The sequence below is a fragment of the Microcoleus sp. POL10_C6 genome (assembly GCF_036701585.1).
Lineage (GTDB): Bacteria > Cyanobacteriota > Cyanobacteriia > Cyanobacteriales > Microcoleaceae > Microcoleus.
Map to the genome: position 1 here is coordinate 176,117 of NZ_JAUBRB010000004.1, position 20,950 is coordinate 197,066.

A 20,950-nucleotide genomic window follows, 5' to 3' on the forward strand; every position below is an offset into this window, starting at 1 on the left:
TTATGCATCTCTCTCTTCTCTGTCTCTGTGCCCTCTGTGGTTTAATCATTCCGATACCACCAATTTTGATATCAATGCCATAAAATTAATGGTTTCAGCAATTAAAAACGTCCTGGTTGTAGAGAAGGTTGTTAGACTTGTTAATAACTTGCTTTTCCACCTCCTCTTTCCCCTGGTTCAATGGGAGAGTGCAGCCGTGCCAAAACTAATTGCTAGTCCCAAACCGATTAGAATCATAAAAAGTTGCTGCTTTCGCTTGTAAAAAAGTCGAATTAAGAACCACATTCCCATCAAAAAATAGCTAATGAACAGCGCAACCTTAATACTCCCACTAGCATTTAAAGTAATGCCGGAGCCGACCGAGTTGCTGATGCCATTGCTGTCACCAGAATTAGCTTGGCAATTGTCGCTGGTATTGTGGTTATAAAGCTCTCGAACTTTTTCCCCGTACTGTTTGAGAGAGTAGCCACCTAAAATGTTGGAATAGCTGGCATCAATTTTACTGCCAGAACCCCCAAAGTGTTTCTGTGCTACTCGCTCAATTAAGCGATCGCCCTTGAACACCTGCCCAGTTTTAGGGTCAATTTCCTGTTGGCTGCTGACTAAGTTCTCAGCTAGAGAATTTTGCAAGACTTTATCCTGAACAGCAGGAGGAAAATATTGGAAGAGTTCCTCTCTTGTAGGTTTTTGGCCTTTGTTGACGTTTAGGATAAAGTTAGGCCCCCCTGGAATTGAGCTGACAGCACGCTGCACGTCTTCCCGGTAACTCATCAACTGATAGCGACCGATCGCCCGCCCGCAGTTGCGAGATCCTTCGGTACAAACCATCTCACCAATAGCTTCGTAATCGCCACTGGCTGCATTTTCCAAATTGGCGATTCCTTCGGAAAGCTTTGCTAACGCCTCCCCTAATGAAGCCACATCCACACCGTTAACGTAAGTTGCGGGGCGCGCGCACTCTCGCTTTGATTCAGGTACAGGCTGAGTTGGTAAAGTGTTTTCTTTAGCTTGATTGGAACTCAGTGGCTTTGAAGGTTTTGTTTCGGATGCGACGCCTTTTGAACGCGAAATACTGTTAGAAGAACCGCCCTCCAATCGACCAACAAACATAGGCGAATTAACGCTGTAACTGAGAAACGGAACCGGGCCAATAATGTAAGGCGATTTGCCGCAGGGCAAACTAAACCTGAAGTACAGAGCCGTGTCAACAGTATCGCTGGTTTCTGACGGTTCCATTACCACTACTTTAAACACTGCCCCAAAAGGATGCCGGCCCGTCGGTTCCCAACCGCTCAAACAGCCAGAACCGCCTCGTACTTCCTGGTATTTGCCGCTAATCCACTGCTTGCCTTCTAGCGGCCCTGTGGCGCGGCGACCGGCGTTTTCCATGTCGTCGAGTTCGATATAAGCGCAATCTTTCTCGCACGCTACCGCAAATCCTTCTACATTAGAACCGGAAAGTGTGTTATTGCGCTTGTTCTCGTACCGACTGTAGATCGTGTCAATTCGCATGATTGTGCTGCCAATGGACGCAATAGGAACAGGAAAACTAGAAAGTGGGACTTGACTCAGGAGCGGAATATTGCTGATGAGTTCCTCTGACCAGCCAGAGAACTGTTCTAAATTTACGCTATTAAGGTTGGGGATTTGGGCGATCGCAAACTCAGATAGGTTAATTTGGTTAAGTTTTGCCTGCGCTAGTTGCGGTACTTGTTTTACAGCTTGACCAATTGGTAATTGGTTGATGTTAGAGTTCACTCCGGCTATTTGAGAAGATAAAGAAGCAATTGGAGGAACATCGCTCAATTGAAATTGGCTAAGATTCGGAACAATTTCAGCTAAGTGACCGACAGTTTGCTTACCAGCTAAGAGAAATGCTGACAAGCTGATATTCTCTAAATTGATATCCCCTAATGCCAATTGTTCAATTGCTTGCAAAGAAAGAATTTCAGGTTTTACATCGTTAATGTCCCCCAGCTTCAAGATGTTGTCAACAGAAGTGCCGGCTTGCCAGCTTCGGCCGCCAGAACTTCCAGAACTAGCAACGGCGGACAGGGAACTAAAGGTAATTTGGCTCCAATCTGGCAGCAAAACTCTAGATTGCTCTTTTTCCCAAATTTTAGTAGGTAAGGAACTGGCGCTAGCAATTGATGGAAAGCTTAAGAAAGTAATGCAGATGAAAGCAAAAATTAGGCAGAGTGTACTGGCAGCTATTAAAGCCGCTCCTACCTGGCTTAATTTTTTTAACTGCTTTGGACTGTTCATGGGAATCCTATTGGTGTCAACTAAAATTAGGCAAAAAAAGCTGCTCTATTCTTTCTAATTTGGAAAAAGTTTAAACTGTTTTTAAAACATTACGAAAAATAGAGCAGTATTGCAGAAATTACCCATCAGCTAAATCTCCTTTTCCCCCTCTATCCCCCTCTCCCTTTTAGGAATTACCCAAAAACCCGGTATTCCTATGTAATTCCGTCATTTTAGGTTGATTATAAGAACGAGAAACTGGTTTTTTTAGGTTGATAGTGCGTCCTGGACTGCATTTCCCCATCTTCGCTTTTTTCTTTAATCAAGTTCCAGCTCAAGCTGTGGATTCGGGCGGACTGCTGAATCTGTCCAAGGAGTATCTGCTAGGTTGGACAAGTCATAGACGTTTTCTTGGTAAGCGTTGTCAAAATTACCTTGACCAACTTCTTTAGATGACGAGTAACCGACAGTCAAATCGGGTGCTGATTCGTAACCGGAGTTGTTATAGCCGGAATTAGGTTCAATCGATGAATTCTGCATGGTTTTTATCAGTTCATGTGGTCAACAATTCCAATTTAAATCGCATCTAGTTCCTGCAACTTCATTCCTGTGAGCGATTTCGTTCAGTAAAAATTACCCCCTCTAAATGGAGGGGGCAGCTTTATGAAGGTTGCCTAACGGCTCTCAGGAGTGGGCAATGCTATGAAACCTGTTAAAATGTCTTTTAAGAGAGAGTAGGAACTAAAAGCTAAAGAATACCCATGCTTAAGAGAGGGGATATGACGCAGGTTGGGGTGCGTTTAAAGCTACCAAATTCGTTCCCCATTTTTTATTTAAAATTTGTTCATTAAGTCCAAGCAAATCACTTGGTTTGGTGCGAGAACACCTCCGACTTTTATTACTTGCAGCTCTCCGGTTTCGTCGGGATATTGTGCTTTAACTTGGGCAATTGCTGCATCTAAACTAGATGCCTGAGCAATATACACCTTCTCAAGAACACTTAGTACCCAAATAGGTTTGGGCCACTTATGTCGAGGTTGGAGAAGTGAATAGTAAATCACTTGACCAGTGTACTGAACAATTTGCTCGATCGCAGTTTCCGAACAAAACTCCCCCAATTCTGACTCAATACATTGTTTGAGTTCTTTCGCAGGAATTTGCTCAAAAACTGATTCTAAGAGCATTAATGCTGGTCTTTTTTGCTCTAATTGAGTGTGTTCCTGCACGACTAATGACTCTACGAAATGACTCACCTGGTTGATGATTGAGTCAAAATCTAGCTCCATCAATAAATGACCTAAATACTTCCTTAACAAATTTCTTAGCTTTTCATCAGAGATATTGATACCGCAGGTTTTTAGATAAAGTGAAGGTTTATTACCCAAATTCCGACCGCAGCCAACTTCTCCATTAGCTGCATCTTCTGCTTCTAGCAGTTCCATCAAGCGCGGATAACTGGTTGTATCATCTATTGTGGATTGGGGCTGGGAGGGAATTGAGTTACTCATAAAAAAGCTCGGTAAGTGGGAAACTCAGTTACATTATAGTCATAATCTTTCAATTTAAATTCCAACAACATTTTCCCATCCACCTTTCTCTAAAATTTTTGGTTATTCATTAGCTAGTATGCTAAACTAACAATCAAACGGCCAAGTAAGCAAACACATAACTCGGAAGTTTTCAAAGTGGTAGTGCTCAAGATGTAATGATATAGAATAGTTTGTTCCCTTTTTATCTGCCCATCCCTACTTGCCCAATCTGTACATCTTCCCAAACCATCAAAAACGGTCGCATCCACAACGGTAAACAGCTATTTAAGTGTCATGAGTGTAGGTGACAATTTGTGGAGCATTCCCAAAAGAAGGTCGTTGACCCAGCAACCCGAGAATTGATACACCGCTTGTTGCTCGAACGCCTCTCCCTAGCTGGAATTGCTCGGGCTGTACAAGTGTTTGAGCAATGGCTGCAAACCTACATGAACCACAAATATGCAAACGTGTCCCGAAGCGTGCAAGTGACACCCAAAAAAAGGGGAGACTGACGATGCAGTGCGACGAGTTATAGTCCTTTATGGACAACAAAGGCAATAAACAATGGGTTTGGTTAGCACTCGATGTAGACACCCGTGAGATTGTCGGTGTTTATATGGGGCCTGCACGACGAAGCCGCAGCCCAAGCTTTGTGGAATTCCTTACCTCTGGCCTACCGCCAGTGTGCAGTGGCTTACACCGACTTCTGGACAGCCTACGCGGCTGTGCTATGCCCGCAAACGCCCGGAAAGCGGTGGGAAAAGAAACGGGTTTGACCAGCTACATTGAACGATTTAACAATACCTTGCGACAGCGGGTTTTTCGCTTAGTGCGAAAAACCTGGTCGAATTCCTACGTCTTTAGAGAATCACATTGGTGTCATTTGGTATTTCATCCATCATCAATAGTCCGGACAGTTTTTATATAGCCCAATAGCTTATGCTCGCTTGACTTTGAGCCAGTGTGGATAATTAAATCAATGTCAGCTCCACCCCTGACTTACATTTAATTCGCCTTTTTTATGCTCCTTGCCCCGCGTAAGCTTGTAGTATTGTTCCAAAAACTGTCCGGAGTATTGCATCATTACAACGCATCATTACTTGTGTAGCATTACCCTGAAAATTCCCATCTCATAAGGTGCAAAAAGACTTACTGCGATAATTGCTCCATCATTTGACGTAGTTCCTCTTTACACTCTCTGGCAACCTGAATGCAGCCAATACTAGCGATTGCTCCTCCTGCTGTTGTCAATGAAGCGGCTGGGATTTTTTCTAGATAAAGCAGACCAACACCAGCTAGGGTAATGAGTGCAGAACCTGCGGTGACGGCAAGGGCTAGATTGTAGCTATGGTGGGCTTGACGCAACAGTTCTCGCAGAACTGCTTCTTTTAGGTTGCTGCAGTCACCCGTAAAATCTGACTCTGTTGTGAATGCGGCTTGTTGAGTAGGTTTGACATCCATTGGTTTTGTCCTTATTTAATCCCGATATCACGATACTGAGGCAAAAAGACTGGTTCTATCTAGGGCTAATGGGTTGTGCTGTCTGCCCCACAGAGTAGGGCAGATAGGTAGATACTCAAAACCTATCTGCCCTATTCTCCAGAATCTAAGGTTGGTTATAGTGTAATTACCTGGTATGGGAAAAAATTCAATGCTTCAATCTGACAAAGTTCAATCGAGTGAGGAAGGAAAGTGTAACCTGAAACGGGCATACGAAGAAGCAAAATTAACTCAAGACTCACTAGCGCACAAAGCAAAGGTTTCTGTGGATACGGTGAAGCGTCTGCTAGGTACGAAACCTTGCCCAAATGGAGTTGAGCGATGGGCAGTAATCAATATTACAAAGGAGTTAGGACTCAAGCCAACGGATATTGTAGCGCCTAAAGACTGGTATCCGCAACAGCAGTTGCCAGAAGAGTTTGAAGCGCTCATTGGGGAGAAGACGCGATCGTTCTGTGGGCGGCAGTTTGTTTTTGATGCGTTTGAGCAGTTTCTCGAAAAGCAGCCCAAAGGGTACTTTACAGTAGTCGGAGAGGCAGGGATGGGGAAAAGCGCTCTCGCTGCAAAGTACGTCTCTGAACACTATGCCATCTGCTATTTCAATGTGCTGGCGGAGCGACGCAATCGACCGGAACTTTTTCTAGAAAGTATTCGGGGGCAACTGATTCGCCGTTACCAGTTGCAGGGTGCCGAGAAGGCAAATTTAGCAACACTATTAGAAAAGGTAAGCCAAAAGCTTCCGTTTGGCGAGCGATTGGTGATTGTGGTAGATGCCTTGGACGAGGTGGAACAGGAACTTGGGGAAAACCTGTTGCATTTGCCGGTGGTACTACCCGATCGCGTTTACTTCCTGTTGACTCGCCGCCCTTATAGTCTAGACAAGAAGCGCTTGACGGTTTCGCCAGGGATTCCAGTAGAGGAGTTGGATTTAACAACGCCGGAGTACGAGGGTTCCAATTACGCAGATGTGAAGGCGTATATTCACCTGATGCTCGATCGGGATTTAACTCATCAAGCTAGCCTGCGAAAGTGGGTTGAGGCGCATAACCTGCAGGAAGAAGAGTTTGTAGAGCAGGTGTCAGCAAAGAGCGAGAACAATTTTATGTATCTGCGCTACGTGTTGCCAGCCATTGCGGAGGGAATTTATGATGACTTGACACTGAAGCAACTTCCCCAGGGGCTTCAAGAATAAGCTGTTCGACATCTAAACTGCATTAACTAAGTTACCTTTGTTTTTGATCTTTCGGTTCCATTTCATAATTAATTCTCCTTCATTTAAAAGTTTATGTAACAGTGATTCTAGTTTTTCAATGGATTCAAATAATCTATTAGCAACATATTCCTTTGCGGAATGCCATACTAATTCAACGAGGTTATAGTCAGGGCTATACTTGGGCAAAAACTCTATGATTAGATTCGGCATCTCTGACGCTATTTTCTGCAAAGTCTCTGCTTTTTTATGAAAACTAGCGTTGTCCAAAATTATCACAAACTTACAGCCCTTATCTTTAAAGTCTTCTGCTAAATTTCCTTGCAATATCTACTCGGATTTTAAATCTTCATAAAAAGTTTTCAGCACAGCATAAAAATTAGCAGAATTACCAGATGGAATAAAATCTACCCATCTTTTTTTGTCTGAGTATCTCACTCCACCCATAACATTAATACGACCTTTTCGTCGGTCTCCTCTTTTATTACTTCTAGTCCCCTTTTTACACCAGTTTTTCCGTCTAATTACTCTTAAACTAAATCCACTTTCGTCCCAAAACCATACCTGCAATAGGTTTGGAGATTCTTTTTCTATTTTTAAATACTCATCTAATTTATCTTTAAATAAACCCCTTTCTACGGCATCTTGCTTATCCTTTAAGCTGTATTTAGCCCAAAGGTAAACATACTTTTTTGATTTTAAAATTCTCCTTACTTGGGTACTACTCAGCTCAATTCCCGTCTGCTCTCCTAGATGTATTGCAAGTCTAGCTGTTGTCCATCTTCCGAACTCATAACCATATTTCTCAGGCTCTACTTCAACTGTTTCTAAAAGTAAATTAATGTATTTTTCTGTGGCTTTTCGGTAATTACCCTTCATCCTATTATCTTTAAAGCTGTCTAAATTATCGGGATCACCATGAATGCTCCAGTAGGCAACTTTTCTGAGAGAACATCCAATTAGTTCAGCAGTTTGAGCTTGTGTATTTCCGTTATTTAGTAACAAAAAAATTAAGGCTCTTTGCCGAATGTCTGGATGATCATGCTCTTTTAATACTTGTTGAAGAGTTTCCTTTGTTTCGGAACTTAGAAAATTTTTAGCAGGCATTCACTTTGTCTGAATATCATTATGTTATATTATACCACTATGCGTTTTAAATGCACAACAGCTTATTACCTAACCCATTGGGAACGAATGGGAATGAATGAAGGTGCCCAAAAAAGAATGGTAATCGTGTTATTCATTTTGGTGGAAGCGAGTACGCCAATTCCTTGCGAAATGGTAGCAGCAATTTCTGGGGAAGAAGAGTATGAGGTGTATCGCATTTTAGAGGAGAAGTGGCGTGAGTTTTTACAGAAGCAAATCCTTGAGGAAGAAGTTTGCTACAGCATCTACCATGCCAGTTTTCTTGATTTCTTAAAAACAAAATGGGAATTGAAGCCAACCCGAAAATTGTTTCAGGATGTAAATCAACGGATTGTAAATTATATAGAACAGGAGATTGCCTGAAGTGAACCCTACTCTGAAACGGCTTTATTTTGGAGCCTACCCTTATAACCTGATTCGTTCGGGCAATTTACACAAGTACTATGAACTGCTCTGCAATTTTGAGTTCCTGTTAGGCAAAATTCAGCATCCAGAGTTTGGGGTACAAGCGCTGATTGAGGATTACGATTTACTGGATGACTCCGACGCAAAAAATCATCCAGAGTGGAACTCAGAAGTTTTTGCATGGTTGGGATTAATTCAGGGGGCATTGCGATTATCGGCTCATGTTTTAGTAGAAGATCCAACACAACTGGCATCACAGCTTTGGGGGAGATTACAAGGATTTGACCATCCAATTATTCACAGCTTATTGCAGCAAATTAATCAGAATCAAAGAGTTTGGTTGCGTCCTTTTAAATCAGGTTTGATTCGAGCTGGTAGCAGGTTACAACGTATTTTTACAGGTCACAGTAGCTCGATTAATGCAATTGCTCTAACTCCTGATGGCAAACAAATAGTATCGGGGGCAGACGACGGTATTCTCAAAGTTTGGGATTTAGCAACGGGAAAGGAACTGCGTAGTCTGAGCGGTCACAGGAATGCCGTAACAGCAATTATTGTAACTCCAGATGGTAAGCAAGTAATTTCTGGATCAAAGGATGGCACTCTTACAGTTTGGAACCTAGCTAGAGGAGAAAAATTATTTACAATGACTGAGCCTGAATACCTTATAGAAACAATCGCTGTTACATCAGACAGCAAATGGGTGACTACATCTGGATCGACTACAGCTAATGGATGGAATATAATTATTGAAAGTTTTATTGAAGGTTTCTTCCACCAGCATATACCATACCCTAGGATAATAGCTTGGAATTTAGAAACGAGAGAGAAGAGGGTTATTTTAGACAGTTCAAGTTCAGAATTCGACACTATTATTGCTTTTGCTCGTAACGGATTTAAAGCAATCTCGTGTTCAAGTGTAATTAATAAAAATAAAAGTTCTGACCATAAAACTTATAGGATTCTCAGAGTAAAAAACTTAGAAGATACGTTGGGCATTTCCCCAACTAAACATTTAGAAGTTAATTCAAAAGACGATATTACAATTACTACAGGTCACACAGATAGGATAACGGTTGTCGCTATCACTCCTGATGGCAAGGTGGCTATTTCTGGATCAAAAGATCAGACCCTTATGGTTTGGGATTTAGAAACCCAACAGCAACGATTGACACTAACAGGACATCGCGATGAAATAACTTTAGTTGCCATTAGTGATGATGGGAAGAAAGCTGTCTCTGGAGCCAAGGATAAAACTCTCAAAATTTGGAATTTAGAAACAGGCAAAGAAATATCTACTTTGAACGATATTAGTAACTCAGTGAATTCTGTTGTTATTGCCTCTAATAGTAAACAAGCGTTTTCATGTTCCACAGACAAAGCTATAAAAATCTGGGATATAGAGGAAAGAGAATCTGAATCTTTAATTACCACAGAAAATATCGAACTTATTATAAAAAATATCGCACTTATTGGAGCAATAATATCTTATGTTTTAATTTTTTTAGGTTTATCCATTTTTATCTTCCTGAACCTAGATTTTTTTACAAGAGTTTTGTTCACATTTATCAATCAACTACATCATCTTAGTGAATTTATTAAAACTTTGTTTAAAAGTGATTTATCCACTATTGCAAGAGGTTTAGCGGCTCTTTTCTATTATTTTATAACAACTGGACTCTCTCTTGTTAACAGGTTTTGGCTCAGGACGTTTTCAGGTTTATGTTATGTGTATTTAGTATTCTTTCCTTTTTTAAAAATGGTAGATATAATAACTCCTAAAATAAATGATTTAACGAATATTAATGTTAATGAAAGTTGCAAGCATACAGGTTACGATTGGTTAGAAAGTTGGAATACTTTTGCTCAATTTCATAGGGATTTAATAACTGCTCTTGCTGTTACCCCAGACAATAAGCGTGTTATTTCAGGCTCAAATGATCAAACTATTAGAGTTTGGGATATGCAGACAGGAAACCTGCTTTCTATATTATCTGGTCATCAAGAGCAAGTTAGCTCTATAGCGTTGAGTTCAAACGGTAAGCTTTTAATCTCTAGCTCGTTTGACAAGACTATTAAAGCCTGGAAAACAGAAACTCTGAAGGAAGTCTTTCAGTTAAAATCTTGGTTATTAATCATCCATAAAATTTGTTACATCGCTATAAGCGGAGTATGGGTAACTTTAGGAATTGCTATCGGTTTTGGAATTTTAAAATATCATCCTGCTATTTTACAGAATCCTCTTTCATACGTTGGGGAGTTCCAGGAATTTTTATTTATAATTTTTCTAATTTCTGTATCATTAATTTATAGAGGAGTTTGTTACTTTATAGATGAAGAATACTGCGAGCGAGACAATAAAGTTATTATTACTCCCGACAACGAGAGAGCTATAACTGGTTCAAGAGATAAAACACTCAAAATTTGGGACTTGACTACTCGAAGACAAATTTATACCCTGCAAGGTCACAAAGATTGGATCGCTTCTGTTGCAGTTACTTTAGATAGTCAATATCTGATTTCTGGTTCAAAGGACAAAACGCTCAAGGTTTGGAATTTAAGAACTCGCAAGGAGCTTTTCACGCTTGCGGGGCATTCCTCTCCAGTAACCGCTGTTGCAGTTACTCCGGATGGTTTACGAGCAATTTCAAGTTCATCTGATGGCTCTCTCAAGGTCTGGAATCTAGAATCCCGTGAGGAAATTTTGACGATCGATGGTCATCGCGACTCGGTAGAGGCAATAGCCGTCACCCCAGATGGCAAGCATTTGGTTTCTGCTGCCTCTGACCATACGCTTAGAGTTTGGGATTTACTTACTGGAGAGGAAATAACCAGATTTACAGCAGATACTTCCTTAACCTGCTGCGCTATTGCACCAGAAGGAACGACGATCGTTGCAGGCGATCGAGTTGGGCAACTCCACTTCCTACGTTTGGAAGGTATAGGGGTACCACCATGAATATTTTTCCTCCGGCATCATCTCCCATTACTTCCATCTCCGCTCCTACTAACTTTCAGCGATTCCTCCAGAAAATTTCCCAAACTTTTGTAGGTCGCCAGTTTGCCTTCGCTGTCCTCAGCGATTTTTTCCAAAAATGCGATCGCGGCTACTTCACTCTCACTGGTTCTCCCGGCACTGGCAAAACCGCTATCCTCGCCAAATACCTAATCCAGCATCCCAACATCCTCTACTACAGCGCCCAACATTCCAACAACCAACACCCCGACCACTTCCTCCACACTCTTTGCACTCAACTACTCAATTACCTTAAAACAATTACAGCAGATTGTTCTTATGAAGTCCTGCCGAACAATGCCACGCAAGGCAGCAACTTGCTTTCCCTGCTCCTTCAAAAAATTAGCGATAAACTACCATCCTCTCAACCCCTTATCATCGCCCTTGATGCCCTCGATCGCGCTGACCTCAACAATCACCCCCCCGGTTCCAATCTCTTCTATCTACCCCGCTATCTCCCCCCACACATTTATTTCTTTCTCAGTCGTCGCCCCTTTCCACTAGAGAAATCCGGCTTACTTATCGAGGCTCCCAACCAAACACTCAATCTAGACCACTACCCGAATCAAAACCAATTAGACATACACACTTATCTTCAGCAGAGCTTGACCTCTACTAAGCAGGGAGCTGCTATTCGAGACTACCTGAACACTCAGCACATCAGCGAAGCCGAATTTTACCCAAGCCTCACTGCCGCCAGCGAGAATAACTTCATGTACTTGAGTAAATTGCTCTCCACTATTGCTCAAGGCACGTACCTCTACCCCTTGGAACGCGATCGCCTTCCCCCTGAACTAAAACACTACTATCAACAGCACTGGCAGCAGATGAGAGGTAAGAGATTGTCTTCGATTGCTCACCTTGTTCTGCGTATCCTAGTTCAGCAGGAGAAACCGATGTCGGTGGAGGCGATCGCAGCAACGATTGGTGAGGAGGAATATGAAGTAGCAAAGGTTTTAGAAAACTGGATCGAGTTCCTAAATCCACACCTTATACATGGAACCACTTGTTACAAGCTTTATCACTCAGGCTTTCGTAACTTCCTGAGTCAAAAGTTGAGTTAACTTTGTACGATTTTGCCTTCATAATTCAAGTTTTCCAGGCTCACGCAGTAAGAAGATGGATGATTTTGATGAAAAACTGTAATGGTTTACCTCTTACATTTCCACTAACGCATCAATCCTAGTAGACCAACTCAACATTATTTAGGGTACACGAACGATTTGGATGAAAGAATTCGCAATCACAGATGGGATAGAGGTGCAAGACTCTGTGAGGATAGAGGTGCAAGACTCTGTGGCGTGGCTAAAAAACGGGGAATTACCTTTAAAGTAGCAGAAGTTTGGAGCGGCGATCGCTCTCTAGAACGTCAGTTGAAACGTCAGAAGAATAGTCGTCGTTTTTGCCCGATGTGCAATGCACCCCAGTACAAATCTACTTAGAGCCAAAACTGGTTCTCCCTCTCAAATTAGAGTTTGGTTAAAAATCTACTGTTCTTTAACGATAACTCCACGAAGATAGAGTATTTCAGTTAGTTTGTCTTTCACTTTTGTGTGGGTTTTTTTGATGTTTTACTAAGATTTTAGCATAGATCCGGGAGAACCATTTTTTTAAAATCTCATCGTTCCGAATTAAAGTCGCACTTAACAGTGCTGTATCGGTGAAGTTCATACATCTGAGTTCACCGTTATGAAAAAACTGCTCGCTATCGCTTTAACAAGCCTTTTGCTCTTAATAACAACAGACGCTAACGCAGCCATTTGTAAAAAGGTTACAGATAGCAAACCAGGCTGCGACTTTTTAGGCGGCACTTGGGATAGCTAAAACAACTGTTGCCGACTCTAAAGTTGGCAACTATTTTAAATCAAAACCAGGCAACCACTGGTTTTTTTAAGACCAAACGCCATCCTTTATGTCTTTTACCTTATTCCTAAAGTTCAGGAATAAAATTGATTTACAAAAAAGTGACTTATAACTCATATACTTCCCAAATAAAACCCACCATCCTCAAGCTACCTAATGTCAAGAACTCCTTAAAAAGAGTAAAATTTCGTGCATTATTGACACAGCGAGATTCTTTCCCTATTTTTATCAACGGAACTAATTATGAAACATGATTCGCTAAAGAAGCAGAAAATATCACCCGCTATCCCAACTCCTTTGACCCCCAATAAACTTAAAATAGCTCAGTTGCAAGTTACACTTAAAACTCCTTACCAACTGATCGATACTGCTTTCAATCTTGAAACAGCCCTTCAACCATTCCAACAAGCAAAAATCATCGGTATAGACTGCGAAACAACAGGGCTTGACCCCTACCAAGCCAAAATTAGATTGTTACAACTTGCCATTCCTGACCATCCAGTAATCATTGTAGATTTATGGGCAATTGAACCCAGTTCCCTCGAACCATTACGCTTCCTCTTAGCGAGTCCTGCACTGAAGGTAGGTCACAACCTCAAATTTGAATGGCAAATGCTCGCTTTTGCCGGACTGGAACCATCCAAACCCTTTTTCGATACCTATTTGGCTTACCGAGTGCTGACGGCTGGACTAAAACGCCATTTGTCCCTAGATGCTGTCACTGAGAATTTGTTGAAAGTAAAGCTAGACAAAACGCAGCAAGTTAGCGATTGGTCGGGAAACTTAACACTCGCTCAACTGCAATATGCTGCTACCGATGCTGCAATTTTACTCCCGCTGGCTGCTGCTCTGCAACAAAAACTGAAAGCTTCTAAGCTTTGGAAAACTGCTTTACTAGAGTTTGCTTGTCTGCCGGCGGTGGCTTCTATGGAACTCAACGGAATGCTTTTAGATAGAGAACAGTGGAAAGTTTTGGGAGTCAAGCTCTGTCATGAACGCGACTCTCTTTTAAAACAAATTAATTCACAACTCCATCGACCTAACCCTAATCAACAAATTTCTCTGCTGCCCGAATTTATGGATACAATTAATCCTCGCTCTCCCAAGCAAGTTCTAGCGGCTTTGCAACAGAAAGGCATTCCTGTTACTTCCACTAACTCTCAACATTTAATTCCTTTGCAAGGCGAGTATCCTGTGATTCAAACACTGTTAGAGTACCGCAGTTTATCGGCTCGTATCGATACTTTTACTCTGGGTTTACCTGAACGCATTCACCCGATTACAGGGCGCATTCATCCCAATTGGTTTCAGATTGGTGCTAGATCAGGACGGTTTAGTTGTCGAGAGCCAAATTTAACGAATATCCCCAGAGATAAGGAAACCCGACAGTGTTTTAAAGCTGTACCCGGTTACGTCCTGCTCAAAGCCGATTACAGCCAGATTGAACTGCGGATCATGGCGAAGGTTTCCGGCGATCGCACGATGGTGAAAGCTTACTCCAAAGGGGAAGATTTGCACTCTCTCACAGCTTCCTTGGTGCTAGCAAAACCTTTATCTAAAATTACTGTCGAAGACAGACAGCTCGGCAAAATTATTAACTTCGGTTTAATTTATGGCATGGGAGCACAGAAATTTAAGAATATGGCTCAAGCAGAGCATGGAGTCACTTTAACGCTGCAACAAGCTTCACACTTTCGTAAGAAGTTCTTTGAATCCTATACAGGTATCAAACAATTTCACGGCAAAGTTCGGAGCGCCTGGAGCCGAGGTATTCGAGAGAGTCGGACTGTCTTAGGCAGAAGGAGATTATGGTCAAAAGATACTAAACCGTTGCTTAATGAGATGCTAAATAACCCAATTCAAGGAATGAGCGCTGACATTACTAAACTCGCTCTTGCTCTACTTTTTCTGCCTCTGAGCCGTACAGGTGCTAAACTAATTTGTGTCGTTCACGATGAAATTTTAATAGAGTGTCCTCTTGAAGAAGTGAGGCAAGTTAAAGCCTTGCTTAAAAAATGTATGGTGAGAGCCGGGAATAAGTTTCTCTCTCCGATTCCTTGCGAGGTAGAAATTAAGGTGATGGAAAGTTGGGGAGGGTGAGAGATTAACGGGGAAAGAGTGGGGAATGGGAAGTAGGGAGAAACCGCACCGCAGGCATTGCTGTGAAAATTCCACTTCCTGACCACTCCCCATTCCCCTAACAGTCACCGCATAATTCCGCGCCCAACCTCCCACCCCTAAACAACGATTGTTGAGGTGCAAGTGAACAGTTGATTTCAAAACATAATGAATGTAATTCTCACTATTAGTAACCAAGCCGCAAATATCGTTGGTAAGTTATCAAAATGCGCTATTGCCATGCTTCACCAAGCTGAATATAGCGTTATCAGGCAGGAGGGAGAGCGCGGCTACACAACCAATGCTTTAACTGTACGGCTTGAACCAGAAACAGGGTTAACTTGGCAGGGAGTCAAACTCGACCTTGAAAATTGCGGCTACCGCGTCCAAGTTAAGTCTTAGCTTATAATACGATCACCAGTGCATTTGTTATTAAACACATGCACTGGTTATTATTTGCGAGGGAAAGCGCTATAAAACTTTTGCGCTAATTCTATCAACAGTCAAAACTTTTTGGCTCACCAAAAAACCCATGCTATTGTTGGTTATCATGCACTCAAGTTTTATCGTAAGCAGATGGCCGATACTCGAATAACTCTTGCTCTCCCGCCGCAAATTTAGACCCATCCCTCCCAGAAGCAGGCCGAGCAAAGGACGCTTTGTTGCGAATCCCCTGGATATCTTCAGAAGAACGCTCAGACGATAGCACAAACTGAGTTCTCTGATAACGCAAATGGGCCAATTCAATTTTACCCGGTCGCCCTTCACAATAGGCTCGTTCAGCACAGCGCTTTACTGCGATCGCAATTTCAGCACTCGTTGCTCCGGCATAATCAGATAGTAATGAATACCACTGCCTGTCGCTCCAAAGGTTCTCTTTTCCTTCCCCAAACTGCTCTGGGAAATACTTAGCTAAGTGCAAATTGAAAATCTCATAGCGAGCGCCGCTGTGTGGCAAATCCACAAACCAGATTCCGCCGTCGTCAAATCTGCGGATAAGTTCAGCCGGCAGCATTTCTAAGCGGTTAACAGTAGCTAACATTAACACGGGGCTCTCATGTTCCTGCATCCAGGTGAGCAATTTCTGCGACAGCCGTCTAGCTACACCGCCATCAGCATTTGATTCCCAGCCAGAAAAACCCTTGTCAAAATCGTCAAAGAACAGCACGCAGCCGCCCAAATTATCGGCTGTATCCAGCATTTTGTTGAGAGCGCGGTCGGGATTAGAGGAACCTAGAATATTGCCCCAACTTGCTGCTAAAAGCGCATAACCTAGCTTCTTAGCAGCTAGCTTCGCACTCAAACTTTTGCCCGTCCCCGGCGGCCCCCACAGCAGCATTCCTTTGGGAGGTCTGAGGTGATATTTCTTGGCATCAGCTTCTGACAGCTTTACGACTTCGCTCAAATAAGCGTCTAATAAATCTAAACCGCCAGCATGAGGCACGTCTGGAGAAGCAATGAACTCTAACCCCTGGTCTCGAAGTTGCGATATTTTATGCTCCAATACCAACTGTGCGATTTGGACAACTGAAGCGGTCACAGAGAGCGATCGATCTAACACCAATTCAATTTCAGCAGTTGGCAGCCCTAGACTAGAAACAGCCAGCCGTTTTTTAGCAGCTACCGCATCTGAACCAAAATCAAGGGAACAATTGCGATCGCAAAAATTATCTACAAGAACTTCGACTTCAAAACGATCGGGTAACGGACATTTGAGTAGAGGAATTAATGGACTTAGCTTTGATGGCAGTTGGATGTACTCACCCAGCAGTACCCAATATTGGTTGGCCCAACGCCCTTTCAGCTCAAAGAATGCGTTAGCCAATTGAGAATAACGGCGGACAAGAGGCTGTTCGGTACTGTCTGATTCCAAAATATCTTCTAACAAAAAGATACCGGGACAGTCATTTTCCAGCAGAAATTGCAGCACATCACTCCCGACAGATAGCTCAGTTTTACATAAGACGCATTCACTATTATACATCTCCGAAATATCTGAAACGCTTGTCATATCTGAATGACAACCTAAAATTGGGAGATTTTTATCCAAACACCGCACCTGTTGAAGAGTTGCATAGCCAGGATTCCAATAATAAACAGGTAAACAACACTCACTGGCGTACTGATGAAATGATGACAAGATTTTTTGGCGATCTGCACTGTAATATTCTAGGGCAAATATTGGAGTTGGAGGGACTCTTAAATTAGACAAAATCGTGAAATATTTCATGAATTTATACATCTAAATAGAGGATGTTTAACATAAAATTTTAACTAACATAATTAAAATTTAGCGTCCTGCTAATGAGCGAACTTTTCCCCCTCAATTGGAGGGGGTAATTGTGCCTAACGGCACTAATAAATTGATGTTATGCAAGTTAAATTGTCAATCATGGTCACAAGTAAAAAGCAAACCGCCGCCACTCCCACTCGCTCTCAGTCACCAGTGCCTGCTAAATCTAAGCCACCTGAAAAACAGAACAGTCAAACTGTCGGCAGTAACAATGGAGCCAAATCAAAACCTCAACCTAACCTCAGCCCGGAGCAACTTGCTGGCGAGCTAGTCAAACAGATTCGCAATACAATTCATAAGAAGTACGGTGTGACAATTCAGCGTCGCGATAGCCGTATTTCGACAAAGGTTGGCCACGCAATTCGCGAAAAACTGGGATTGGATATTCAAGCTCAGTTGAACAAGCGCAACGGCAATGGCAATGGTAAAAAGTTCGACTGGCAAGAGTGGAACAATACTGTGTTTCCCAAGCTAGTTGGCCGACCCGAGGAACTCAAGTATGGTGTCGAAGTTGTTGCCTTAGCGATGAGCCAACTTTACGATACAATTGCTGACAACCCGCAAGCTGCCATTGCCGATTTAATGGAGTTCAATGCTCAAAGCTTAAAGCGTCGCAACGAGTTAGCTAAATCCTCAGAAGAAGATACTGAAGAACTCGATGAGGACGACGAACTCGATGATGAAGATGATGAAATTGATGACATACTCGATGAAATTGATGAGGATGACGAAGACGAGGAAAGCGATGAGGACGAGGATGAGGATGATGACGATGAGGAGGATGATTTTAGTTTAGACGAAGACGAAGAATTTGAGGAAGACGACGAATAATTGCTAAAGTTTGATTAGAAAGCTCTGCTGAAAAAGCAGAGCATTTTTTTGCCTCTATCGAGGCCTTTTCCACGAATCGCGATTCATTTAATAAGGGGAGGGGGAAGGGGAAGGGGAAGGAACGGAAAGGGTAGAAAAACTTGGGACAAGGGTAGAAAAACTTTAGTAAAATCCCGTTATTACTAAAAAAATTATCCTTCCCCTTCCCCTTCCCCTTCTCCTTCATTTCAGGGTAATGATTGTCGCCACCGTCCGAATCAGGACGCTCTGGGAAGCAGACCCAACAAATTCACAATCAAGGAAATTTTGACCTTGGTTGTGAATTTAATTTACCCACCCACCCACCACTAATTTTTTTGAATTAATTGTAATTAGCAGACTGCCGTCGCTTTAGTTGTGAAAAAAAACACGCTTGAGGGTTAATCATGGCTAATCGCAAATCCGCTCCAACTCCGATGCAAAAGCAATTTGCAGAAACTCTTGAAGAACAGCGCTTCGAGATGTTTTTGCACGTTGCCCGCGAGTTAACTGGACGTGCCAAACAACGACAGTTGCAGAAAGGTAAAGCTCTTGACTGGGAAGCGTTCAATACTTGGTTTAACAAGCAATATGAAGGCTACTCGGCTGACGAGATGCTTGAAGAAATCTTGAGCAACGTTTACTGGCTTTCATCTGAGCAAGCAGTGATTGACTTGCACTTCCGTTATATCGACTCGGCAGTCAAAGCTTCTCATAAGAAAAAGGCAACTGACGATAATGAAGAGATTGATGATTTTATCAAGTAATCAATGACGACCCCCAATAAAGGGGGTAAAATCCTGCTTGGAGCAGGATTTGTTTTGCCCGCCCACCCACCACACCAGTTCCCTTTGCGATATTTGTGATCGCATTCTCAGAAGGCTTTAGTAAGGTTTTGATATTAAACGCGAGCGCGTTTGAGAGATGTTCCACTTGCAAATAAATTATAATCATGTACGAACATATTCAGCATTTTCTCACCCTCACAATTGAAACTGTGGTAATTTTTGGTTACGGTGGCTTAATTGTTCACTATATCGCTACGCTGTTAGCATCGAAGCGAATGAATCCTTCTGAAAAACTCTCAGCAGAACTTGCCCCAGATTTTGTGCCTCTTCTCAATGAAATTGCTTCCTTTCCTGCTGTTACCGAATGTGCAGCAACTCCAGAACCCACAGAAGAACAGCGCCTCACCTCTTCGCTACAATTTAAAGCCGAATTTGCTTCTAATATTCAACTCGATACCGACACATTAAATCTACCTTTCATTCAAGTCGATAGCCTGACTCTTCGACAATGCCGCACCGTTATTCGAGCGCTCAATGCCACTCTCCCACGAAGTGAGCATATTCGCCTGAAACTCAACAAAAAAGATGTGCCAGCAGATTCGTTAAAATTTCAAATCAAGAAGCATTTTAAGCATCGACCGCAGCAATTTGTCTCCCTAATTGAGCAAATTTTGAAAGTTAGTTAGCACGCTCGGGGAATCAACAAGCCAATTAGTCTTTTATTTCAAAACAACTTATGGGAACGATTTGATAGAAAGTTTTTTTGAAGGCACCCTCCTTTTCCTGACCAAGCTATTAGTTACTTTCTTCAGCGCCAAGGGGAATCAGACCCTTGCCCATTTGTTTGCTCAACTCGTTGAGACTCAATCCCCGTTCCATTGCGACCGCACGAATTCTCTCCATCCTACCGACGTTACCTGGATATAAGCTAGATAGCAGCATATCTGCCTGCCGCGAAGATTTGTTGCGCTGTTAATTGCAAGCCGGGAAAGATTGAGGAAATAAGCAGATCGTCATTTTGAAACAACTGTTTTTGATACTCGTCTTCTCGCAGCGTACAAATTGTAACTGTCGGCTGTTTGGGTTTGCCAATATATTCTCTGCCGCCAATGCCCAGATAGTCAACAATCCAATACTCAGGCACTCCTAGTATGGCGTAATCTTCAACTTTGCGGGCGTAATCGTTCTGCCAGTTGGTGCTAACGACTTCAGCAATCAGTTTAATTGAGGAACCTGATGTAATTACAGGTTCTTGTTGCCACAAAGGTTCATTAATTAGTCGAGTTTGGTTTAATACAAGCACATCGGGGCGAAATGCTGTTGCTGTTCCTAATAGTTTGATGAGACAGCGAGGGGGGATAAGGTAGGGTAGATCCAGGCGGTCAATTTCTACATTCAGTTTTCGTCCCAGAAAACCGGATATTTGTTCGTGCGGCCCTGTTGGTTCCATTTCGGTTAATTCACCATCAATCAGTTCGTAGCAATCGCTGTCGCCGTAGCTTGTAATAAATTCATCAACAGTTATAAGTTTTGGATGTGATTGAACCATTATATTTTTTCCTGATATATTGGCAGGGCACAATACCGTAAGTTAGAACATTTTTTAACCGATAAAAACACCGTTGTTACTATTAATAAAACTTCTCGTAACTAGTTGATAGAAAGTTTTTTTGCTCTAACCTCTCTTTCCATATCTGGCAATTAGTTACTTTTTTCACCATTGCCAAGGGGAATCAGACCCCGGCCAATCTGTTCTATCAACTCGTTGAGACTCAATCCGCGTTCAATGGCGATCGCGCGAATTCCTTCCCATCCTACCGATGTTACCTGAATATTTCTTTGCTTCTTGGGTTCTTCATAGCGGGGTTGTCCCCCAGAGCGGTTGAGGTTGGCTAGTGAGTTGGGATGGGGGTGAATTCCTTTCCTAGGTGACATAGCGTGGATAGCATTTCCTTTTTTTTACTATTTTCGCATTTTCTGGAGGCTTCT

The 20,950-nt window shown here is 42.4% G+C and carries 20 protein-coding genes and 1 pseudogene; 12 read left to right on the plus strand and 9 right to left on the minus strand.

Annotation, left to right across the window (positions count from 1 at the left end; all coding sequences use genetic code 11):
* Positions 1–177: 177 nt before the first annotated feature.
* From QUA34_RS03955 to QUA34_RS03965, 3 genes are all read right to left on the minus strand, one after another.
* Complete coding sequence (locus QUA34_RS03955) at positions 178–2,265, minus strand: hypothetical protein (protein WP_333384185.1); 2,088 nt, start codon at positions 2,263–2,265, stop codon at positions 178–180.
* 297 nt (positions 2,266–2,562) lie between these two features.
* Complete coding sequence (locus QUA34_RS03960) at positions 2,563–2,784, minus strand: hypothetical protein (protein ID WP_333384188.1); 222 nt, start codon at positions 2,782–2,784, stop codon at positions 2,563–2,565.
* Between the two features lie 293 nt (positions 2,785–3,077).
* The gene (locus QUA34_RS03965) at positions 3,078–3,752 is read right to left on the minus strand and encodes a hypothetical protein (protein ID WP_333384191.1); all 675 of its coding nucleotides are present in this window, start codon (positions 3,750–3,752) and stop codon (positions 3,078–3,080) included.
* A 212-nt stretch (positions 3,753–3,964) separates the two neighbouring features.
* Between QUA34_RS03965 and QUA34_RS30130 the strand changes: the two genes are divergently transcribed.
* Both QUA34_RS30130 and QUA34_RS30135 read left to right on the plus strand, forming a co-directional pair.
* The gene (locus QUA34_RS30130) at positions 3,965–4,081 is read left to right on the plus strand and encodes an IS1/IS1595 family N-terminal zinc-binding domain-containing protein (protein ID WP_445242790.1); all 117 of its coding nucleotides are present in this window, start codon (positions 3,965–3,967) and stop codon (positions 4,079–4,081) included.
* A 233-nt stretch (positions 4,082–4,314) separates the two neighbouring features.
* Entirely contained in the window at positions 4,315–4,701 is a 387-nt protein-coding gene (locus QUA34_RS30135; protein WP_445242791.1) for a hypothetical protein, read from the plus strand.
* 221 nt (positions 4,702–4,922) lie between these two features.
* On the opposite strand, the gene QUA34_RS03975 is transcribed toward QUA34_RS30135, so the two are convergent.
* Positions 4,923–5,234 (minus strand): TRADD-N-associated membrane domain-containing protein, encoded by a 312-nt coding sequence (locus QUA34_RS03975; protein WP_333322558.1) that lies wholly within the window; start codon positions 5,232–5,234, stop codon positions 4,923–4,925.
* A gap of 190 nt (positions 5,235–5,424) precedes the next feature.
* Between QUA34_RS03975 and QUA34_RS03980 the strand changes: the two genes are divergently transcribed.
* Entirely contained in the window at positions 5,425–6,465 is a 1,041-nt protein-coding gene (locus QUA34_RS03980) for an AAA family ATPase (protein ID WP_333384194.1), read from the plus strand.
* 12 nt (positions 6,466–6,477) lie between these two features.
* Here the strand turns inward: QUA34_RS03980 and QUA34_RS03985 are convergent.
* A pseudogene (locus QUA34_RS03985) lies at positions 6,478–7,590 on the minus strand (IS630 family transposase).
* Between the two features lie 93 nt (positions 7,591–7,683).
* On the opposite strand from QUA34_RS03985, the gene QUA34_RS03990 reads away from it, so the two are divergent.
* The 6 genes from QUA34_RS03990 to QUA34_RS04015 all read left to right on the plus strand — a co-directional run bounded on the left by QUA34_RS03990 (position 7,684) and on the right by QUA34_RS04015 (position 15,433).
* Positions 7,684–7,992: a hypothetical protein gene (locus QUA34_RS03990; protein WP_333384197.1), complete on the plus strand. Its 309-nt coding sequence runs from the start codon at positions 7,684–7,686 to the stop codon at positions 7,990–7,992.
* 1 nt (position 7,993) lies between these two features.
* Positions 7,994–10,993, plus strand: a complete 3,000-nt coding sequence (locus QUA34_RS03995) for a WD40 repeat domain-containing protein (RefSeq protein WP_333384200.1) — start codon at positions 7,994–7,996, stop codon at positions 10,991–10,993.
* Entirely contained in the window at positions 10,990–12,114 is a 1,125-nt protein-coding gene (locus QUA34_RS04000) for an ATP-binding protein (protein WP_333384203.1), read from the plus strand. Before QUA34_RS03995 ends, QUA34_RS04000 begins: the two co-directional genes overlap by 4 nt.
* Positions 12,115–12,225: 111 nt before the next feature.
* Positions 12,226–12,492 (plus strand): GIY-YIG nuclease family protein, encoded by a 267-nt coding sequence (locus QUA34_RS04005; protein ID WP_333384221.1) that lies wholly within the window; start codon positions 12,226–12,228, stop codon positions 12,490–12,492.
* Positions 12,493–13,156: 664 nt separating this feature from the next.
* Entirely contained in the window at positions 13,157–15,013 is a 1,857-nt protein-coding gene (locus QUA34_RS04010; protein WP_333384205.1) for a bifunctional 3'-5' exonuclease/DNA polymerase, read from the plus strand.
* A gap of 186 nt (positions 15,014–15,199) precedes the next feature.
* The gene (locus tag QUA34_RS04015) at positions 15,200–15,433 is read left to right on the plus strand and encodes a hypothetical protein (protein WP_333232373.1); all 234 of its coding nucleotides are present in this window, start codon (positions 15,200–15,202) and stop codon (positions 15,431–15,433) included.
* A 154-nt stretch (positions 15,434–15,587) separates the two neighbouring features.
* Here the strand turns inward: QUA34_RS04015 and QUA34_RS04020 are convergent, their stop codons facing one another.
* Positions 15,588–17,042 (minus strand): AAA family ATPase, encoded by a 1,455-nt coding sequence (locus tag QUA34_RS04020; protein ID WP_333373128.1) that lies wholly within the window; start codon positions 17,040–17,042, stop codon positions 15,588–15,590.
* 360 nt (positions 17,043–17,402) lie between these two features.
* On the opposite strand from QUA34_RS04020, the gene QUA34_RS04025 reads away from it, so the two are divergent.
* The 3 genes from QUA34_RS04025 to QUA34_RS04035 all read left to right on the plus strand — a co-directional run bounded on the left by QUA34_RS04025 (position 17,403) and on the right by QUA34_RS04035 (position 19,647).
* Positions 17,403–18,155, plus strand: coding sequence for a hypothetical protein (locus tag QUA34_RS04025; protein WP_333384208.1), 753 nt, complete (start codon positions 17,403–17,405; stop codon positions 18,153–18,155).
* 425 nt (positions 18,156–18,580) lie between these two features.
* Complete coding sequence (locus QUA34_RS04030; RefSeq protein ID WP_333143556.1) at positions 18,581–18,940, plus strand: hypothetical protein; 360 nt, start codon at positions 18,581–18,583, stop codon at positions 18,938–18,940.
* Between the two features lie 185 nt (positions 18,941–19,125).
* Complete coding sequence (locus QUA34_RS04035; protein ID WP_333143557.1) at positions 19,126–19,647, plus strand: hypothetical protein; 522 nt, start codon at positions 19,126–19,128, stop codon at positions 19,645–19,647.
* Positions 19,648–19,756: 109 nt separating this feature from the next.
* Here the strand turns inward: QUA34_RS04035 and QUA34_RS04040 are convergent, their stop codons facing one another.
* The 3 genes from QUA34_RS04040 to QUA34_RS04050 all read right to left on the minus strand — a co-directional run bounded on the left by QUA34_RS04040 (position 19,757) and on the right by QUA34_RS04050 (position 20,896).
* Positions 19,757–19,903 carry a hypothetical protein gene (locus QUA34_RS04040; RefSeq protein WP_333143558.1) on the minus strand — a complete coding sequence of 49 codons (147 nt, stop codon included), beginning with the start codon at positions 19,901–19,903 and terminating at the stop codon, positions 19,757–19,759.
* The gene (locus QUA34_RS04045) at positions 19,890–20,510 is read right to left on the minus strand and encodes a Uma2 family endonuclease (RefSeq protein WP_333143559.1); all 621 of its coding nucleotides are present in this window, start codon (positions 20,508–20,510) and stop codon (positions 19,890–19,892) included. Before QUA34_RS04045 ends, QUA34_RS04040 begins: the two co-directional genes overlap by 14 nt.
* Before the next feature lie 152 nt (positions 20,511–20,662).
* Positions 20,663–20,896, minus strand: a complete 234-nt coding sequence (locus tag QUA34_RS04050) for a hypothetical protein (protein ID WP_194012320.1) — start codon at positions 20,894–20,896, stop codon at positions 20,663–20,665.
* Between the last annotated feature and the right edge of the window lie 54 nt (positions 20,897–20,950).

Excerpts from the sequence above, each read along its gene's own strand:
- QUA34_RS03955 (WP_333384185.1), bottom strand. The coding sequence starts at position 2,265 with ATGAACAGTCCAAAGCAGTTAAAAAAATTAAGCCAGGTAGGAGCGGCT.
- QUA34_RS03960 (WP_333384188.1), bottom strand. The coding sequence starts at position 2,784 with ATGCAGAATTCATCGATTGAACCTAATTCCGGCTATAACAACTCCGGT.
- QUA34_RS03965 (WP_333384191.1), bottom strand. The coding sequence starts at position 3,752 with ATGAGTAACTCAATTCCCTCCCAGCCCCAATCCACAATAGATGATACA.
- QUA34_RS30135 (WP_445242791.1), top strand. The coding sequence starts at position 4,315 with ATGGACAACAAAGGCAATAAACAATGGGTTTGGTTAGCACTCGATGTA.
- QUA34_RS03975 (WP_333322558.1), bottom strand. The coding sequence starts at position 5,234 with ATGGATGTCAAACCTACTCAACAAGCCGCATTCACAACAGAGTCAGAT.
- QUA34_RS03980 (WP_333384194.1), top strand. The coding sequence starts at position 5,425 with ATGCTTCAATCTGACAAAGTTCAATCGAGTGAGGAAGGAAAGTGTAAC.
- QUA34_RS03990 (WP_333384197.1), top strand. The coding sequence starts at position 7,684 with ATGAATGAAGGTGCCCAAAAAAGAATGGTAATCGTGTTATTCATTTTG.
- QUA34_RS04000 (WP_333384203.1), top strand. The coding sequence starts at position 10,990 with ATGAATATTTTTCCTCCGGCATCATCTCCCATTACTTCCATCTCCGCT.
- QUA34_RS04010 (WP_333384205.1), top strand. The coding sequence starts at position 13,157 with ATGAAACATGATTCGCTAAAGAAGCAGAAAATATCACCCGCTATCCCA.
- QUA34_RS04015 (WP_333232373.1), top strand. The coding sequence starts at position 15,200 with ATGAATGTAATTCTCACTATTAGTAACCAAGCCGCAAATATCGTTGGT.
- QUA34_RS04020 (WP_333373128.1), bottom strand. The coding sequence starts at position 17,042 with ATGACAAGCGTTTCAGATATTTCGGAGATGTATAATAGTGAATGCGTC.
- QUA34_RS04025 (WP_333384208.1), top strand. The coding sequence starts at position 17,403 with ATGCAAGTTAAATTGTCAATCATGGTCACAAGTAAAAAGCAAACCGCC.
- QUA34_RS04030 (WP_333143556.1), top strand. The coding sequence starts at position 18,581 with ATGGCTAATCGCAAATCCGCTCCAACTCCGATGCAAAAGCAATTTGCA.
- QUA34_RS04035 (WP_333143557.1), top strand. The coding sequence starts at position 19,126 with ATGTACGAACATATTCAGCATTTTCTCACCCTCACAATTGAAACTGTG.
- QUA34_RS04040 (WP_333143558.1), bottom strand. The coding sequence starts at position 19,903 with ATGCTGCTATCTAGCTTATATCCAGGTAACGTCGGTAGGATGGAGAGA.
- QUA34_RS04045 (WP_333143559.1), bottom strand. The coding sequence starts at position 20,510 with ATGGTTCAATCACATCCAAAACTTATAACTGTTGATGAATTTATTACA.
- QUA34_RS04050 (WP_194012320.1), bottom strand. The coding sequence starts at position 20,896 with ATGTCACCTAGGAAAGGAATTCACCCCCATCCCAACTCACTAGCCAAC.